Raw genomic sequence first — 19,261 nt, forward strand, 5'->3', positions numbered from 1 at the left:
TTAGCTATCGGATAAAATAACTTCTATTTTATTCTATAATTTTATTACTAAAATTAGAACACCACCTGCTTGTCCATCACAATATATAATATGCAAGCTACAAAATTCTATTCTCAGCTTTCATTAAACCCTACCTCTATATATAGAAAAAATAAAAAAGCTTAGAATTAATTTTGTTTACTGTCAAAACTGATATGTAAAAGGATGTTAATACTAAATAAGCGTGAAGCTTTAACTAACTTCACGCTTTACATGGATATTGGTTTAAATATTAATCTTTTCCAAATCTATAGTATCTTTTATAAATACAATAAGATTTTTCATTAAATCTATTTCGTAAAACTCATTACATTTTTCATCCTTAAGTATTTTTATTATAGGTCTCGATGGACATGATCTGTGAATATCCATCACTATTCCTTTTCTTCCATCCTCCAGCAAAACTCCTGTTCCTACTGGATATATAGCTATATTCTCACTAAATTTATCATAAATATTTCTATCTATTTTATCATAACATTTTGCCGATAACGTTTCCAAAGCCTTATATATAGGAATTTTATCTGCATTAACTTTATTAGCAGTTAGACAGTCAAACATATCACATATTGTTATAATTCTTGAATAAGGTGATATTTCATCTTCTTTTAATCCCTTTGGATATCCACTACCGTCTAAAAGTTCATGATGAGAATAAATTATATTCTTGGTAATATAAGATAAAGATACATCTTCTTTAACCATTTCATATCCATGCTCAGGATGTTTTTTTACAATGTTTAATTCTTCTTCTGTCAATTTCTCACCTTTATTTAGTATATCCGGAGCGATTTGTATCTTACCTATATCATGAAGCAATCCTCCAATAGCTATATTTTTGATTTCACTTTCTCTGACACCTAAAGATTTAGCAGTAAGGATTGATAGAATAGCTACATTCACACAGTGCTTATAAGTATACATATCTGTACCCATAAGTTCAGTCATGCTGTATAAAACATTACCATTTTCATTTATACTCACTAAGATATTTTCTATAATTTCCTCTACTCCTTTTTGCACTTTAAAAGGAATCCATTCCACTTTTTCTTTGCCTCTATTTTGATACATGGACATTTCAAATATCTTTTTCATTGTACTCATAGCTTTAAGTCTAACAGTATCATCAATTACATCATGCATCTCTATTCCCTCTGATATACAGTCATCGATATATATATATATAATGTCATGTTTTTTCAATATATCTATCAGTTTCTTGTCCAATTGAATACCTTTACTTAAAAGTAAACGAGCAGCATTAGAATAAATTGATTTCCCCAGAACTGCACCTTCTTTTACATTATCAATACTTATAGCTCTCATATTTTCCCCCTGTTGAAATATTATGAAATATATAACTATTTTTATTTTCGGATTTTTTCTGTTTTATTTTATATTCCATTATATTAACTGGATGGATAAAATTTCACATTATCCTTATCAGTTTACGTAAAAGTTTTACTTTATTATATCATTAAGTATTCATAGTCAGAAGGTAATTTCATATGGTATATTTTTCATAAAAACATACACTAGTTACCGATTGTTAAAAATTTTTTCTTTTTACATAAGTAGTATGAAGTAATTCATGTGCTTTATTACTATTAGGTTCTCCTAAAAACTCCTTATAGAGTTTATCCACATAAGGATTTTCATGTGACTTTCTCATTGGGAGGTTTCTGTCTTCTTCATAAATAGCTCTAGCTCTAACTTCACGCACATTAATTTTTTCTCTATTCTTAGAACTTACTATTGGCTGTCCACCGCCAGTTACACATCCCCCTGGGCAAGCCATAACTTCTATAAAGTCATATTTTTTATTATCTTTCCTAAGTTGTTCCAATACCGTTCTAGCATTTGAAAGACCACTTATAACTGCTGTATTTATAGTCTTCCCATTAGGAATAGTTATTGCTACTTCTTTTATTCCATCAATACCTCTAACAGTAGTAAATTCAATGTTTTGAAGTTCTTTCCCTGATGTAATTTCAAATATAGTCCTTAGTGCTGCTTCTGCAACTCCACCAGTTGCTCCAAAAATAGCACCCGCTCCTGTACCTGTTCCAAAGGGATTATCAAATTCTTCATCCTTAAGATTCATAAAATCAATAGATGATTGCTTTATCATTTTTGCAAGCTCTCTTGTTGTAAGCACATAATCTACATCCTTTATTCTATTATAAGATAGTTCCTCTCTTGTCTCTTCAAATTTCTTTCCAATACAAGGCATAATTGACACAACAACTATATTTGATGGATCAATACCATCTTTTTCAGCCAGATAACTTTTTATGATGGCACCTTCCATCTCATGTGGTGATTTACAAGTTGACAGGTTAGGTATCATATCATGAAAATTGTGCTCAACAAATTTAACCCACCCTGGACAGCAAGAGGTCATCAGCGGAAGATTTTCTCCTTTTTCTAATCTTTTTAACAACTCTGTTCCCTCTTCCATTATTGTAAGATCAGCTGCAAAGTTTGTATCAAACACTTTATCAAATCCAATCCTTTTTAACGCTGCTGTCATCTTTCCTGTTACTCTTGTTCCAATAGGCAGTCCAAATTCCTCACCTAATGCAACTCTTATAGCTGGAGCTGCTTGAACTACTACATATTTATCAGGGTTAGCTATTGCATCCCATACTTCATCTGTATTTTCCCGTTCTGCTAAAGCTCCTGTTGGACACCCAACAACACATTGACCGCAATTCACACATATACTTTCCCCTAAAGGCTTATCATATGCTGGAGCTACCTTCATATCAAATCCTCTTCCTGAAAAGTTAATAGCACTTACAGACTGCACATTCTTACATATACTTATGCATCTTTCACATAAAATACATTTTTCTGGATCTCTTATAAGAGAAACTGATGATATATCCATAGGACATTCTACCCTATCACCTTCGTATTCCACTTCACTTATATTTAAATCTTCTGCAAGCTTTCTAAGCTCACAATTTCCATTTCGTGAACAAGTGGTACATTCTCTTTTATGATTTGACAAAAGCAGTTGAACAACTGACTTTCTGGCACTTCTAACTTTTGGGGTATTTGTCTTTACAATCATGCCTTCTTCTGCTGCAACTGTACATGATGGTAAAAGTTTAGGACCAATTTCTACTAAACAAACTCTACAGCTTGAAACTTCATTTATTTCTTTTAAAAAACATAGAGTAGGTATTTCAATACCTATACTTCTTGCTGCCTCTAAGACACTCTTACCTTTTTCAACTTCTACCTGTATTCCATCTATAGTTAAGTTAATTTTTTCCACACTTCTCACCTCTCAAACAGAATTATTCTTTAACAATTGCATTAAACAAGCATACTTGCATACATGAACCACATTTTATACATTTACTTTGATCTATCTTATATGGTTCTCCAACCTTACTTGATATAGCACCTACACTGCAATTTTTAGCACACATACCACATCTTTTACAAACTTCTGATTTAATATGATACTTAACAAGCGGCTTACAAGCTTTAGCAGGACATTTATTATCTACAACGTGAGAAATATATTCATCTTTAAAATATCTTAAGGTAGACAATATTGGATTTGGTGCTGTCTGTCCAAGTCCACATAAAGCAGTATTTTTAACTTGTACTGCTAGTTTTTCTAGTTTTTCAACATCCTCCAAAGAACCTTCTCCTCTTGTTATCTTTTCAAGAATTTCAAGTAATCTCTTAGTTCCTATTCTGCAAGAGGTACATTTTCCACAGGATTCATCCTTGGTAAAATCAAGGAAAAATCTTGCTACATCAACCATACAATTATCCTCATCCATTACAATCATGCCGCCTGATCCCATCATTGAACCTAGCTCAATTAGAGTATCGTATTCAATTGGAATGTTAATATATCTGGCAGGAATACATCCTCCTGATGGTCCTCCTGTTTGAACAGCTTTGAACTGCTTATTGTTTGGAATTCCACCACCTATGTTAAAAATAACTTCTCTTAGTGTTGTCCCCATTGGTATTTCAACAAGACCTGTATTTCTAATTTTTCCACCTAATGCAAAAACCTTAGTTCCAGGACTCTTTTCCGTTCCAATTGATCTAAACCATTTTGCTCCCTTTAATATGATTGGACATATATTTGCAAAGGTTTCAACGTTGTTTATTACTGTTGGTTTACCCCATAGTCCACTTACTGCTGGAAAAGGAGGTTTAGTTACAGGCATTCCTCTCTTACCTTCAATAGATTGAATTAATGCAGTTTCTTCTCCACAAACAAAAGCTCCTGCTCCAAGTCTAATTTCTATATCAAATTTAAAGCCAGTGCCTAAGATGTTATTTCCTAGCAATCCATATTCCTTTGCTTGATCAATAGCTATTTTTAACCTTTCAACTGCTAAAGGATACTCTGCTCTTACATATATATAACCTTTATTTGCTCCTATGGCATATCCTCCAATAGTCATAGCTTCAAGAATAGAATGAGGATCTCCTTCTAAAACGGAACGATCCATAAATGCACCTGGATCTCCTTCATCAGCATTACAAATTATATATTTCTGGTCACTTTTTTGTACTGCTGCAAAATTCCATTTCTTTCCTGTTGGAAATCCTCCACCACCTCTTCCTCTTAATCCTGATTCTGTAATAACATCAATAACCTGTTGAGAAGACATCTCAGTTAAAACTTGTCCTAGAGCTTTATAACCATCCATAGCAATATATTCATCAATATCTTCTGGATTAACAATTCCACAATTTCTCAAAACAATTCTTTCCTGTTTTTTAAACATATTTATATCATTTAAATTTGATATTCTTCCATCTCCTGGTTTTAATGTATAACAAAGTCTCTTTACAATCCTACCATTTAAGAAATGTTCCTCCACGATCTCATGAATATCTGATGGTTTTATATTTGCATATATAGTTCCTTCCGGATAAACAATCATAACAGGTCCTAGATTGCAAAATCCAAGACAGGTGGTTTTTATAATTTCTACTTCTTTATCTAATCCGTACTGCTTTAATTCCAATTTGAATAAATTAATAATTTTTTTTGAATCTAATAAGTTACATCCTTCTCCTCCGCATATAAGAACCTGTGAATTATAGAACTCCATACCTTTCCCTCCAATCAATCATCAATAATTGTAAAATCATTCAAGATTCTATTTTCTATAAGATGTATTGTAAATTCTTCTATCTTCTTTCCGTCAACTATATGCTCTCTCATAATCCTTCTTGATTTGTTAGGCGTCATTTTAACATAAGTAACCTTTTCTTCTCCTGATTTTATAACTTCCACAATAGGTTCCAATCTGCACGCTCCTACACACCCAGTCTTTTCCAAAATAACATTTTCTAGTCCTAAATTTTTAATTTCTTCTTCAATGGCATCATAAATGGGAGCTGCCCCTGCTGCTATCCCGCATGTTCCCATTCCAACAACAATTCTTGTATTTTTTCTATTCTTTCCTTGATTTACCTTTTCCAAAGATTTAATTCTTATTTTTTCAATATCTTCTACTGTAAGATTTTTCATTATCTCAACCCCTTTCTATTTATACTCCTCTAATATTTTTATTACATCATCTGGTGTTACCTTCCCATAAACTCTATCATCAATCATCATTACTGGAGCAAGTCCACAACTTCCAAGACATCTAGCAGCTTCCAAGGTGAATTTACCATCTTTAGTTGTCTTTCCAACTTCAATTCCTAATTCTGAATTTAATTTATCAATAATATTTTGAGATCCCTTAACATAACAAGCTGTACCCATACAAACTCTTATGATATGCTCTCCTTTTTGTTCTAAAGTAAACAATGAATAAAAAGTTGCCACACCATAAATCTCAGACATTGATATGTTTAACCCCTTAGAAACTAACTGCAGAGCTTTCTCTGGAAGATATCCATATAATTCTTGTATCTCATGTAATACAGGTATTAATCCACCTTTAACATCTATATGTTTCTCAATTATCTGTTGAACTTTTTGTAATCCTTCATCATTTTGGCTGCACCCACAACAGCATTGATTTTCTTTCAAATTAAAGACCTCCTACTCTAATATGTTTTAATACAAACTAATTTTTAAACAGAATATTTCGAAAATTTTCATTTTTTAGTTACTAGATAATTATAATACATTTTTATAAAAAATGGTATATTGAGATAATTTTAACATAATAATCCAGTATTTTTAACCTCTTAGCTAGTTTTTACAAAATAAATGCCCCTTAACATACTTATTGGGATAAATTTTCAAAGTTAGTTTAATAAATAACTAACAATAAAAAATTTTTTATCTATTTTTTTAGAAAAATCTTATAGTTTTTTAATACTAATTGTAAATATTTTATATAATTCTTCATGAATTTCTTAGTCTTAACTCATATTTGTCGAAAACTTTTTTAGATTATTTTTATCAAGTATCTATATAGAATTATTTATACTCTTTTTTACTGAAAAATTTCTAATCAAATAATGCGTAAAAAAGAGACTATTAAAATAAAAATAGTCTCTTTTAAATTATGAAAATGGCAATAAATATTTAATTTTAAATTCTGTTTACTTTATAGTCTTATTCTCAAATACAAATACTTTTTCAGCTGTGCCAATTGGTGGTAGACTTCTTGTAAGCTTAGGTCCATAATAAGCTCTTACTTCAGTACCTTCTTTCAGATCATTTATAGATAGTTCTTTACCTGATACAGTTACTATCTTTGTATCCTTGTTTACATTAAGTATAATCTCATTTAAGCCTGCTTTATCTGATTTTTTAGATTTTATATGAATCATATGACTTTCTTCATTAACTTTTATATCTAAAATACTTCCTTGGATAGGGAGAAGTTCTTTTTTATCCATTACAACTATCTTTTGAGCAGTACTTACAGGTGGTAAACTTGCTGTTACAATTGGACCATAGAAAGCTTTAACTGCAGTACCCTTTTTTAAATCTTTTATAGATAACTTTTCTCCTTTTTGATTCACTATTTCTGTTTTATTATCAATAACAAGGTTAACTTCACTATTTACTCCTTTACCTTGTACAAAGGCCATAATTCCACCTTTTGATTCTGTAATTTCAGCTATTTTACCTTGAATTTCTATATTTTCTAGTTTCTCTTCCATCACAACTATCTTTTGAGAAACACTCATAGGCGGTAAACTGAATGTAACTGCTGGTCCATAATAACCTTTAACCTTAATACCTTCTTTTAAATCTTTTATAGATAACTTTTCTCCTTTTTCATTTACTATTTCTGTTTTGTTATCAATAAGAAGCTTAACTTCACTATTTACTCCTTTACCTTGTACAAGAGCCATAATTCCACCTTTTGATTCTGTAACCTTAGCTATTTTGCCTTCAATTTCTACAGGCGCTAATTTATCTTTTTCTGAATGTGATGGTTTATTAACCTCTTTATCTACTTTAGCTTCTACCTTAGTATTAGTGATATTACCAGTTGTATTTCCCATTCCAGCCGATGGTGCCACCATAGAACATAATAACATTAGTGCAATTTTACTCATATATTTCCTCTCCTTGTTAAATATTTTTTATTTGCAAAATTAGAATTCTAACTTTAACTTTTCTCATAAATTTATTTATAACTCTTCATTTTTCAACTGACGTCATATATATATACGAATCAAAAAGGTAAAAGTTCGGTTATTAACAAATTATTTACAATATAGGAAAAGTGCGAAGCACTTTTCAGTAGCCAGTGACCAGTAACCAGTAGCCAGAAAGAAAAAAGAATTAAAGAATTTAAATTGATAAAAATAGACATAAAAAAGAGCAAAAATATAGAAAACATCTATGTTCTTGCTCTTTTCCTTATTTAAATTTAGGTTTTGCCTTAGCAAAACTTCCTTCACTGGTTACTGATATCTGGGTACTGGTTACTAGAATAAAATTGTTACACAATTTTATTCTACAACGTATTCTCTCAATATCTCTTCCACACTTCCAACAAAATCATCAGCTGCTCCCCAATCAAAATTAAAGATCTGTTGTTACAGAAAACCCCACGCTTCTCAAAATTTGTGTGGGGTTTTCCAAACTTCAACTTATACCTGATATATTATTTTAAATCGTCTGGTCCAAAGCTGTGAGGTAGTAGTTCTTCAAGAGTATATTCTTTGAATTCATCTTCTGATTTGACAACAATTACTTTTGCATCTTTACCAAATTCTCTTATTACTTGCCTGCAAACACCACAAGGATAAGTCCATTCTGAATCCCCTGTTATTGCTATAGCAACAATTTGTCTTTCCCCTTCTGAAACAGCTTTTGATATAGCTGTTCTTTCAGCACAAATAGTAGGTGAATATGATGAACATTCTATATTACAGCCAGTATATACTTTCCCACTACCTGCTATTAAAGCAGCTCCAACTCTAAATCCAGAATAAGGTGCATAAGCTTTCTCCTTAGCTTCTAATGCCTTTTTAACTAACATTTTTGTGTCCATCTTTATTACCTCCAATTATTTAAATTTTAATTGATATCTACTATTTTATATTCTTTTATTTATTATTTATCTTTCTGATCCTTTCAAAACAAGTTCAGGCAGTAAAGTTATTCTATTTATTTGTCTCATATTTTTATTGTTTATGATATCTACAAGCATTTTCATTCCTACCTTGCCCAATTCTCCAGTAGGTCCATTAACAAAGCTAATATTCATTCCTAGAATATTAATCACATCTAATTTATCAAAACCTACAATAGCCATGTTTTCTGGAATTTTGATGTTTTCCTCATTAAATGCTTTAATACACCCTAAACTCATCCTGTTGCTGCATACAAAAATAGCAGTAGGTCTATCCTGCATTTTTAATATTTTTTTTGTAATCTCATATGCAGTTTCATAATTATAGTTTCCATAAAAAATATATCTATCATCCAAAGGAATATTATTGTCATTCAAAGCTTCTTTATACCCCATAAATCTCTCTTTTGCAGGTCTGGAATTCATATTTCCATTAATGATGGCAATTTTTCTATGCCCTGATTTTATCAAAGCTTCTGTTCCATCATAAGCTCCTTTTACATGATCAATAAAAACACCACTAAAATTTTCATATTTAACATGTCCATCCATTAAGACAATAGGAAGTCCTAAATTTTGAAGAGTGTTTAAATATTCACTATTAAGCTTATGTTCAGTAGAAGTTGGTGTTATCATTATTCCCTCTATTCTTTGCTGTCTAAGCAGTTTAAGAGCTTTCATTTCCTTCTCAGGACTATCTGCCGTATCAAAAAGTATTATATTCAAATCATATTTTTCTGCCGCTTGACTTATTCCTTTTATTATTTCTCCAAAAAAAGGGTCATTTATCTCTGGTACTACAACGCCTATAGTATTTGTTTTATTTGTTGATAAACTCCTTGCTATAGCACTAGGAGTATAATTTAATTCTTTTATGGCTTTTAAAACGTTTTCTCTAGTTTCCTCTTTTACATAGCCTGAATTATTTATAACTCTTGATACTGTAGCCCTAGATACTCCTGATTGCTTTGCTATATCATATATAGTTACAGCCATTTTAATCCCCCTAATATTATTTTGCCAAAACCTCTTATACTAATTTTACATAATTATTATTCTATATGTAAATACAAAACTTATTACATATAGAATACGTATACATTATTGTGAGTTGAATTTTATACTATAATTATGTATATTGACTAACTCTCTTTTTTAAATTTGTGTGACCGCTCTCATATATAACGATATCACACCATTCTGAAAAATTCAATGTAACTTTTTTTTTACATTATTAGTCATTTTTTTTGTAACCTATACAATTATCTTAGTCACCAGTACCTAATCACCAACAGAAAGAAAAAAGCAAAATATAGATCATATCATTTAACTATATTTTGCTTTTTTTTAATTTTAGTTTTGCATAGTAAAACTTTCTTCTCTGGCGAGTGGGGATTGGCGACTGGAAACTATAAGACTGTTGCTTTATCTAACTCAAACCAGAATTCTACTCCATCAGCTTTATTCTCTGCACCAAACTTGTTATGGTGCGCTTGCTGAATGGCTCTAACTATAGATAGTCCTAAACCAGTTCCTCCATAAGCTCTAGTCCTTGCTTTATCAATCTTGTAAAAACTTAACCAAATCTTATCTATGAATTCTTCTGAAATATGTTTTCCTGAGTTAAAAACTGATACACGAATTTTATCCTCTGCCTCTTTTACACTAACCTTAATACTTCTTTTATCATTTACATGATTAATTGCATTATTAATGTAATTTACTAATATCTGCTCAGTCATGAGTATATCTGCGTTTACAAACATCTCTTTATCTTTTCCTACCTGAAGGTTAATCTTTTTTTCCTCAAATATTGGTGTAAATTTATTTAAAATCTGATTAATAAGCAGTGAAATATCAAAATCACTTCTTTCTAACTTAAAATATCCAGACTCAATCATAGATAGATTCAGCAAATTTTTAACTAGCTTATTCATTTTATTAGATTCTTCCACAATTACATCACAATAAAAATTTTTACTTTCCTCATCTTCATTAACATTTACTTTTAACCCTTCAGCATATCCTTGAATTAAAGCTATTGGCGTTTTCAGTTCATGAGAAACACTAGAAACAAATTCTTTTCTCATTTCATCCAGCTTTCGTTCACGTTGTATATCCTCTTTTAATTTTTCATTTGCATCTTGCAGTTCAGTTATAGATTTATCTAACTGTTCTGAAAGAGAGTTAATACTTTTACCTAATTCTCCTATTTCATCCTGAGTTCTTATTATATATTTTTGACTAAAATCTAATTTAGACATACTTTGAGCAATTTTATTCAATTCTAAAATAGGATTAGTAAATTTCTTTGAAAATAGAATTGTAACAATAATACCTATAAAAATTGTTATAATTCCTGTGATGAGGAAAAATTTATTAGCAATAAAAACACTGTGAGAAATTTCTTCTATAGGTGTACTAAGTTTTAAGATATCTCCATTACTCAGTACATTTGTTAAATTTAAAAATTTCGTTCTTAACCTTGGATCTTTTCCTATACTTATTCTAAATTCTTTATCAAACTTATCCCCCATTATATTATCTAAAAGCATACTTTCACGTGGTATATTCCTTTTTTCTATAGTATTCTTGCTGCCTTTAATCTTCCTTTGTTCCTCATTCCATTTTTCAAATCTATTATTAAATATAAATGAATCATATTTAATATTTTTATCCTTGGTAATAATAACAATATGAATTCCATTATTTCGTTCTAATCGCTCCAATTCTAAAGAAATATTTAATGGATTTCCATGATATTGATCAGCAATCATTTTACTGCTCTCTATTAAGCTATTTTTTTTCTGTTGTATATAATATGATTGAAGAAAGTTACTATTTAAAAACCATGAAAAGCAAATAAAAAATATTATGAGACCGCTCATTGCAGCTAAAAGTCTTATTCTTATAGAATTTTTCATATTTACACCTCAAATTTATACCCAAATCCTCGAACAGTTTGTATAAATTCCCCTTTATTATCCAATTTGCTTCTAAGTCTTTTTATATGAGTATCTACAGTTCTTAAATCTCCAAAATAATCATATCCCCAGACTCCATTTAAAATTTGTTCTCTACTCAACGCAATACCGTTATTTTCCACCATATAAATTAAAAGTTCATACTCCTTTGGACTTAACTCTAAACTCTTGCCCTGAACGGATACGTTATGAGCACTCTCATCAATAACCAAATCCTCAAAACTATGCACAGAATTTTTAGGTTGTTCAACTCTTCTAAGTAATGCATTAACTCTTGCGACTAATATATTGGGACTAAAAGGTTTTGTTATATATTCATCTGCTCCTAAATCAAATCCAAATAATTCGTCTGATTCTTCATCTCGTGCTGTAAGCATAATTATCGGGATATTGGAGGTTTTTCTCATTTCTCTACAAACTGACCACCCATCACAAAACGGCATCATAACATCCAAGATGGCTAAATTGATATTTTCCTTGTTTTCATGAAACAACTCAAGCGCCTCCTTTCCATCCTGTGCCTCAATCATATCATACCCTTCTCTTTTAAGGAAATCTCCTACAAGCTTTATCATCAAAGCTTCATCATCTGCAAATAATATGGTTTTTGTATTCATAATACAAAACTACCTCCCTTAATATTAAAGAACCTCTTCCCGCTACTTTATTTAAATTATCCATTATATACTCTGAAGATTTTTTCATAATTATTATGATATTTATACTCCACTTCATAATTAGCTATATATTTAATATAAAATCTTTATAAAATATATAGTTAATTATAATAGTCTATTGTGGCAGTTCTGTGAACTTTTCATACTTACCCCCAAAAAACAAAAGCATAAATTTTTCTTGGAAAAATTTATGCTTTCTCATTATTTAAAATTATATATGTGGCTATTAAAATTAATGCTCCTCCAATTATTGTTGTATATCCTGGTACTTCGCTAAAAAATATAACTGCCAGTACAACAGCACTTAAAGGATCAATATATGATAACACTCCTACATACTGAACTTTAACTCTCTTTATTCCTTCAAAATAAAGCCGTAATGCCATACACGTATGTACTACTCCAATTATAATTATAGATATCAATGAAATAATATCAAACTTGTTCATTTGTTTAAGTGATGGTAAAAATATTAAAGATGAAACGCCCATTTGAAACATCATAATTTTATATGATGATACTTTTTCCAGCTTCTTTACACTGATAGTAACTAAGGCATAAAAAAAAGCTGCTATTAACCCATATATTACACCTTGTATATTGAAGTTATTACTTGTCCCTTCTCCATTAATGGTCATAAAGACAATTCCAGAAAAACTTAATCCTACTGCTATTAATGTTCTTAAATTTATTTTTTCTTTTATTATGAAAACAGATAATACGGTGACAATAATAGGTGCAGCATAATAGCTCAAAGTAGCTGATGCTATAGTTGTAATCTTAATAGCTTTAAAAAAGAACATCCAATTTAGTGAAATAAATACTCCACTTAATAATAGTAATAAATATTCTCTTTTATTCATTTTATATTCTTTATTACTTTTCTTCTCTTTTTTTATAAGTCCTACTATTCCCATTACTATAAAAGATATAAAAACCCTAAAAAACACTATTACCTGAGGCATTTGATCAATATGTCTAACAAATACACCCATACTTCCCCATATAAGCATTGATATAACTATGATTAAATATCCTAAATTCATACAAATAACTTCCTGCTATACTCCAAAATCACTCTCAATAAGACTCTTAATCTCTTTGATTGTGTGTAATTCATCATCACCTTCCACAACTACTAACAATTCATCTCCATATATTAAATCCATACTTAATATAGCAGTTGGGCTGACTGCATTACAGTAATCTGTATTTTTAAATATGCTTATATCTGCTTCATATTTTCTAGCTTCTTTTGCAATTATTGTGGCTGGTATTGCATGAATACCTGTTTTATTATTTACTTTAACACTGCTCTGAACCATTTTAATTACCCCCTTTAAGCCCCAAATTATATTCTGTTATATTTACTCTATGTTGATTAAGTTATTTTCATGAATTATTTAAATGTATCTTATATTTTATAAAAACACATTTTTCTTACAATATCCGCGAAAAAAGTAATATTGATTAGTATTTTATCAAATTTGTGTTATACATTTCAACATTATTTTGTAAAAAAACATGAACAAAAGATTGTTTTTGCTCATGTTTTACTTATTATCAATTTTTCTTTCTCTTTTCTGCTCATCTTTTTTATCTGGTACTCTCTTTTCATAGCTTGACTTTTAGTAATATATTGTTCAAAATATATTACTTTAACAGGAAGTCTTCCTCTAGTATACTTTGCACCTTTCCCAGTATTATGAGCATTTATCCTTTTTTCCAAATCCTTTGTCCATCCTGTATAATAAGTTTTATCACTACATTCTAAAATATAAACATAATTCATTTTTATCTCCCTTTATAATAACAATAAATCCAAAATTACCTAGGTAACCTTGGATTTATTGTTACTACAGTTAAAATCTACTCTTGTGAAACTAATTTAGTTACTTCCATACTTAAATCTGATGTAGCCACAGATATTTCCTCAGCAGCTACTGTAACCTGTGAAGTAAGCTTAGCTGTTTCTTCAAATTTCTTATCCGCTTCTAATACCTCATTTACTATTTTTGTTAAAATTCTTTTTATGTCTTCTGTATATGGTTTTATTTTTTCAACTTCTTTCTTTGAATTATCAGCAAGTTTCTTTACTTCATTTGCAACAACTGCAAAGCCTCTTCCTGCTTCTCCTGCCCTTGCTGCTTCTATTTCTGCATTTAATGCAAGTAAATTAGTTTGTTCTGCTATTGAATCTATTGATGCTGCTACCTCTTGGAAATTATCTGCTATTTTTGAGGACTGCTTTATTTCTTCGATTAATTTCTTAAACTCTTCATTCTGCACTTGGAATAATTCAAGTAAATTACCTGCCATTTTAGCAACCTCTTCATTTGTTACCTCCATTTCATTTATTGTTGCTGATATATTGATTGCCGCTTCTGAATTTTTCTTATGTTTTTCTTCTATTCTTTCCTTAATTACATTTACTTCTTCTAATGCTTCTTTAGCTTTTTCAGCCTCTTCTCCTGCTCTCTTATGCTCTTCTGTAACTAATATTTCTTTATAAAAATGACAATTCTCCGCTTTGTTCAATCCATTAAATATAGCTACAGCCATATGTTCGCAATTACCATAACCACAAGCTGAACAGTTATACAAATCACTATAAGAATACTTACCCATTGATTCATATATTTCTTTTAACTCTCTATCGCTCGGTTTTCTTATTTTATTGTTATGTGATAAATTCTTATATTCTCTTCCATAAATACCTTCTCGCCAGTATTCATTCAGTACTTTTTCAAGAGTTTTCTTTGTTCTATACTTAGAAAATAATCCTTTTTTCTTATATCTCTCAATCATTTGTTTATTTCTTTTTTCTATTCTATTTTCTATTTCATCAGGCGACTTGTCGTGATTCAGCGTTCCCGGCCCTCCATTACATCCCATTTCACAATTTAAACAATCTAGCAGTACAGGAGCATGTCCTTGTTTTATCATCTCAGGTAACTTTTCTAAATACTCATAAATAGTATGAGTACCTTCTATTTTTCTTGTTAGCTTTACTATTTCAGGATTTTCTCTTTCTACCGTTCTCATTAATCCTCCTGGTGTAGAAAATAAAACAGCTCTTTCAGCAGGTGGATTATCATAATCAACTTCAGGATATTTACTTAATTCTATATTATTTTCTTTTAGATATTTATCAATTGATTTATATGTTATGTTATAGCAGTCTACCCCTGTTTCGTCAAATTCTCTTTTCTTTGCTAAACAAGGGGAAATTACAGCTACTTTATGATTTCTATAAGTAGAATAATATTCTTTTATCATTTTTATTGTGTGCAGCATAGGACTATCACAAGGTGCTAAATATTCTAAAAGCTCAGGTTTATATACTTCTATATAATTCACTATTGAAGGGCACGGCTGAGCTATTACCATTTTAGGATTATTCTTATTTATATAATTCAAGTAGGAATTTACCGTAAGTTCTGCTCCAAAGCTTACATCAAATACAGCTTCCACTCCCATATTCTTCAACCAACCATTTAAGTTTAAATACTTCTCTGGAAAATTAGCTGCTACTGCTGGTGCTGCTATAGCAACCACTTTTACTCCATTCTTTATATCTCTCATAAAGCCATCAAAATCATCTATATATTTTCTTGCACCATGGGTACACGCTGTGATACATTTGCCACACCCTATACACATATCTGAATTTATCTGAACATAATCTTTACTTGCATCATTGCAATACTTTACAGGACAAGTGGTTATACAAGTATGACAATTCAAGCACTTTTCTCTATCTACTTCTATTACTTTTCTAAATGTATTTTCCAAAGCTTTCACCATCCCAATTTATGTATTTATTTGATATAAATTTGTTTTTGTTAATATTTTGGTTTTTTTCATTAGTTTATGTCTTATTATTACTTAATGTAAATTTTAATGTGTTTAATTCAAATTATATCATATTTTTTAATACTTTTGAGAATATTTCAATAATTCTGTACGAATTTATTATATGATTAAAAAATTGTATTCTTAACTTGACCCAATAAGTAACTAAAAAAGTATATAAAAAAGCCTCAAATTTGATATTGTATAGTTTTCAAACAACTCAAAATCAAAATGAGACTTCTTTTTCTATGAATAGTTATAGATAAAATTTTTTTATTATTTTATGACTAACTCAATAGGACAATGATCTGATCCAAGTATATTAGAATATATGTCTGCACTTATAAGTCTATCCTTCATTCTCTCTGACACACAAAAATAGTCTATACGCCATCCTGCATTATTAGTTCTTGCATTGAATCTATAGGACCACCAACTATATACCCCTTCTCTATCTGGATAAAAATAACGATAAGTATCTATAAATCCTGTATTTAAAAACTCAGTAAATTTATTTCTTTCTTCATCCGTAAATCCCGCATTTTTTCTATTTGTTTTAGGATTCTTAAGGTCTATTTCCTTATGTGCAACATTCAAATCTCCACATATAATTACAGGCTTAATTCCATCTAAGACTCTTATATACTCTCTAAAGTCATCTTCCCACTGCATCCTATAATCCAGCCTGGCCAGTTTTTGCTGTGAATTAGGAGTATACACTGTCACAAAATAAAAATCATCAAACTCTAAGGTAATTACTCTTCCCTCTTTATCATGTTCATCTTTATTTATGCCATAGCTAACACCAATAGGTTTTTTTTTAGTAAATATTGCTGTACCTGAATACCCTTTTTTATCTGCATAATTCCAATACTGATAACGTCCTTCTAATTCTAAATTTATTTGTCCTTCTTGTAATTTGCTTTCTTGAATACAAAAAATATCTGCATCTACTTCTTTAAAATAATCTAAGAACCCCTTCTGAACGCAAGCCCTAATTCCATTAACATTCCATGAAATTAACTTCATGTAGTTCCCTCCCCTTATCAATGTGCTTTATACATATATATCTGAAAACTCAATTTTCACTTTTTCTATATTATTATTTTCGCTGTAACTATTATTTTCTATTTTTATATTTTGTGATAATACTTTAACTGGTAATTCTATGATAAATTCAGTTCCTTTTTCCAACATGCTATTAACATGAATATCTCCTTCATGCATTTCAACGATAGACTTAACAAGAGCTAATCCTATACCACTTCCTTCACTTTGTCTAGATAAAGATTTATCTACTTGTATAAATCTTTCAAAAATCTGTTTCTGCTTTTCTTCTGGTATTCCAATACCTGTATCTTTTACTGAAATAATTATACTTTGTCCCTTGTCCAAAATATTTACAAAAATTTTTCCTCCTGATTTTGTAAACTTTACAGCATTAGAAAGTAAGTTTAGCATAATTCTTTCAATTTTATCTGGATCACAAGCTAATGTTTTTTCTTCAATATCAGTATCAAATATGAGATTTATACCTATACTCTCTACATATTCCACAACTGATAGTGTTATATCTTCAACAACCTTTACAATATCACAATTTACTAAATCTATTTTAAAGTATCCTGAATCAATTTTTGTAATATCTAATAGATTATTAACTAATCTTATCAATCTAAAACAATTTTGTCTCATTATACCTAAATATTTTTTAGTTTTATTTTTACTATCATTATCAAATATTTCAATATTTTTTAACATAGAATTGGTAATCTGTACTGCACTAAATATTACATTTATTGGTGTTTTCAATTCATGAGAAATGTTTGAAAAGAATTCTGTTTTCAGTCTATCATACTCAAGCGTCTCTTCTAATAAAATAGTTTTTTCTTTTACCTTTTCATTTAATTTTTTCAAGTTTTTTCGTTCAGAAATATCTCTACAAACTTCTAAAATCAATTTTTCTCCATTATCAGTAATAGTAGTCACTACTGTCTCTACTTCTAAAATTTTTCCATCTTTCTTACGAATATATTTTTCTTCCATTAAAGGCACAAAGCCTTCTTTTTCTATGAATTTTAAATACTTTTGATAACCATCTTCATAATCTGGATGTACATCAATAAAATTTGATAATTTCTTTCCAATAATCTGTTCTGGATTATCTATCTTAAGATACTTTGCACATACCTTATTTGCAAATAAAATAGTCTCTTTATTTCGTACAATAATACTATAAGGCAATATCTGTAAAAGATTTCTGTATTTCCCTTCACTTTCTTTAAGCTGTTCATTTGCTTTAACTAATTCATGGGTACGTTGAGCCACCCTCTTTTCTAATATTTCATTATACTTTTGAAGTTTTTCTTCAGCTTCTCTCTGTTTTAACTGATTCAATCCCATAGTAGAAAACATTTCTGCCAATTTTGCATAATATCTTATACAGGTTTCAAGTTTATCTTTTGAAATAATTGGGACACATGATAATGCCTCTAAATATGCATCTACATCATAGCCAAACTCAACTGCTTGTTTTCTAAAGTATTCCTCATCAGATTCTTCCAAAAAAAAATGACCACAAAATAAATTAGCAATATGTTCTCCTTCAACTATAATAGGTGCAACTGCTTCCATAATACCATTTGGACATTTATACATATAATACTCTTCTCTTTTTTCATTTAATCTATTTACTACAGATTTATCACTTCGTCTGCACCTTACTTCACTTACTGGATTTGCTCTATGAAATTTTGTACAAATATCCTGCCATCCTATACCGCTTAATATATTACCTTCAAGATCTAAAAGTCCATATGGAATTTTAGTTATAGCATAAAAATCACTCATAAGCTTTTCAATTTTTTCTATATCTATAATGTTCGTAACTTTGTATTTCACACCTTTTCAGCTCCTTGTGGTCTTAAATCAAATATTGCATTATAATACTTGGTTTAAAATTTACGTTTCTTTCATAGCTTACTTAATTTTCTATACTTGTTAAATTAATTAACAATTTACATTATATCATTATTCATAATACGCCCTCAATGGCTTTTTAAATCTTTTATAAAGTACTAATTTGTCCTCCAGTATATAGAACTATTTTATTTTCTCCATCACTAAAGTTAATCACCAGACAAAAGCCATGTAGTAA

At 29.7% G+C, this 19,261-nt stretch carries 16 protein-coding genes; all 16 read right to left on the reverse strand.

Going from position 1 to position 19,261, the window contains the following annotated elements; genetic code table 11:
• Window positions 1-264: 264 nt before the first annotated feature.
• The 16 genes from OIO11_RS05300 to OIO11_RS05380 all read right to left on the reverse strand — a co-directional run bounded on the left by OIO11_RS05300 (window position 265) and on the right by OIO11_RS05380 (window position 19,005).
• Complete coding sequence (locus OIO11_RS05300) at window positions 265-1,365, reverse strand: HD-GYP domain-containing protein (protein ID WP_268070375.1); 1,101 nt, start codon at window positions 1,363-1,365, stop codon at window positions 265-267.
• Between the two features lie 223 nt (window positions 1,366-1,588).
• The gene (locus OIO11_RS05305) at window positions 1,589-3,325 is read right to left on the reverse strand and encodes an NADH-dependent [FeFe] hydrogenase, group A6 (RefSeq protein WP_268070376.1); all 1,737 of its coding nucleotides are present in this window, start codon (window positions 3,323-3,325) and stop codon (window positions 1,589-1,591) included.
• Window positions 3,326-3,347: 22 nt separating this feature from the next.
• A complete protein-coding gene (locus OIO11_RS05310) occupies window positions 3,348-5,141 on the reverse strand; it encodes an NADH-quinone oxidoreductase subunit NuoF (RefSeq protein WP_268070377.1) in 1,794 nt (597 codons plus the stop codon).
• 14 nt (window positions 5,142-5,155) lie between these two features.
• Window positions 5,156-5,563, reverse strand: a complete 408-nt coding sequence (locus OIO11_RS05315) for a (2Fe-2S) ferredoxin domain-containing protein (protein WP_268070378.1) — start codon at window positions 5,561-5,563, stop codon at window positions 5,156-5,158.
• Between the two features lie 15 nt (window positions 5,564-5,578).
• A complete protein-coding gene (gene nuoE / locus OIO11_RS05320) occupies window positions 5,579-6,073 on the reverse strand; it encodes an NADH-quinone oxidoreductase subunit NuoE (RefSeq protein ID WP_268070380.1) in 495 nt (164 codons plus the stop codon).
• Window positions 6,074-6,594: 521 nt separating this feature from the next.
• Window positions 6,595-7,563 (reverse strand): hypothetical protein, encoded by a 969-nt coding sequence (locus tag OIO11_RS05325; RefSeq protein ID WP_268070381.1) that lies wholly within the window; start codon window positions 7,561-7,563, stop codon window positions 6,595-6,597.
• Between the two features lie 554 nt (window positions 7,564-8,117).
• Window positions 8,118-8,507, reverse strand: coding sequence for a cytidine deaminase (locus OIO11_RS05330; protein ID WP_268070382.1), 390 nt, complete (start codon window positions 8,505-8,507; stop codon window positions 8,118-8,120).
• 66 nt (window positions 8,508-8,573) lie between these two features.
• Window positions 8,574-9,584 (reverse strand): LacI family DNA-binding transcriptional regulator, encoded by a 1,011-nt coding sequence (locus OIO11_RS05335; RefSeq protein ID WP_268070383.1) that lies wholly within the window; start codon window positions 9,582-9,584, stop codon window positions 8,574-8,576.
• Between the two features lie 413 nt (window positions 9,585-9,997).
• Complete coding sequence (locus OIO11_RS05340) at window positions 9,998-11,512, reverse strand: sensor histidine kinase (RefSeq protein WP_268070384.1); 1,515 nt, start codon at window positions 11,510-11,512, stop codon at window positions 9,998-10,000.
• A gap of 2 nt (window positions 11,513-11,514) precedes the next feature.
• On the reverse strand, window positions 11,515-12,189 hold the full coding sequence (locus OIO11_RS05345) for a response regulator transcription factor (RefSeq protein ID WP_268070385.1): 675 nt from the start codon (window positions 12,187-12,189) through the stop codon (window positions 11,515-11,517).
• 248 nt (window positions 12,190-12,437) lie between these two features.
• On the reverse strand, window positions 12,438-13,295 hold the full coding sequence (locus OIO11_RS05350; RefSeq protein WP_268070386.1) for a DMT family transporter: 858 nt from the start codon (window positions 13,293-13,295) through the stop codon (window positions 12,438-12,440).
• Between the two features lie 15 nt (window positions 13,296-13,310).
• A complete protein-coding gene (locus tag OIO11_RS05355) occupies window positions 13,311-13,574 on the reverse strand; it encodes an HPr family phosphocarrier protein (protein WP_268070387.1) in 264 nt (87 codons plus the stop codon).
• Window positions 13,575-13,795: 221 nt separating this feature from the next.
• A complete protein-coding gene (locus OIO11_RS05360) occupies window positions 13,796-14,041 on the reverse strand; it encodes a GIY-YIG nuclease family protein (protein WP_268070389.1) in 246 nt (81 codons plus the stop codon).
• A 77-nt stretch (window positions 14,042-14,118) separates the two neighbouring features.
• Window positions 14,119-16,044: a [Fe-Fe] hydrogenase large subunit C-terminal domain-containing protein gene (locus OIO11_RS17145; protein ID WP_326497924.1), complete on the reverse strand. Its 1,926-nt coding sequence runs from the start codon at window positions 16,042-16,044 to the stop codon at window positions 14,119-14,121.
• 336 nt (window positions 16,045-16,380) lie between these two features.
• Window positions 16,381-17,133: an exodeoxyribonuclease III gene (locus tag OIO11_RS05375; protein ID WP_268070391.1), complete on the reverse strand. Its 753-nt coding sequence runs from the start codon at window positions 17,131-17,133 to the stop codon at window positions 16,381-16,383.
• A 27-nt stretch (window positions 17,134-17,160) separates the two neighbouring features.
• Window positions 17,161-19,005: an MASE3 domain-containing sensor histidine kinase gene (locus tag OIO11_RS05380; RefSeq protein ID WP_268070392.1), complete on the reverse strand. Its 1,845-nt coding sequence runs from the start codon at window positions 19,003-19,005 to the stop codon at window positions 17,161-17,163.
• Window positions 19,006-19,261: the final 256 nt, after the last annotated feature.

Origin of the sequence: Clostridium sp. ZS2-4, from assembly GCF_026719745.1 — a bacterium.
Taxonomy (GTDB): domain Bacteria; phylum Bacillota; class Clostridia; order Clostridiales; family Clostridiaceae; genus Clostridium_H.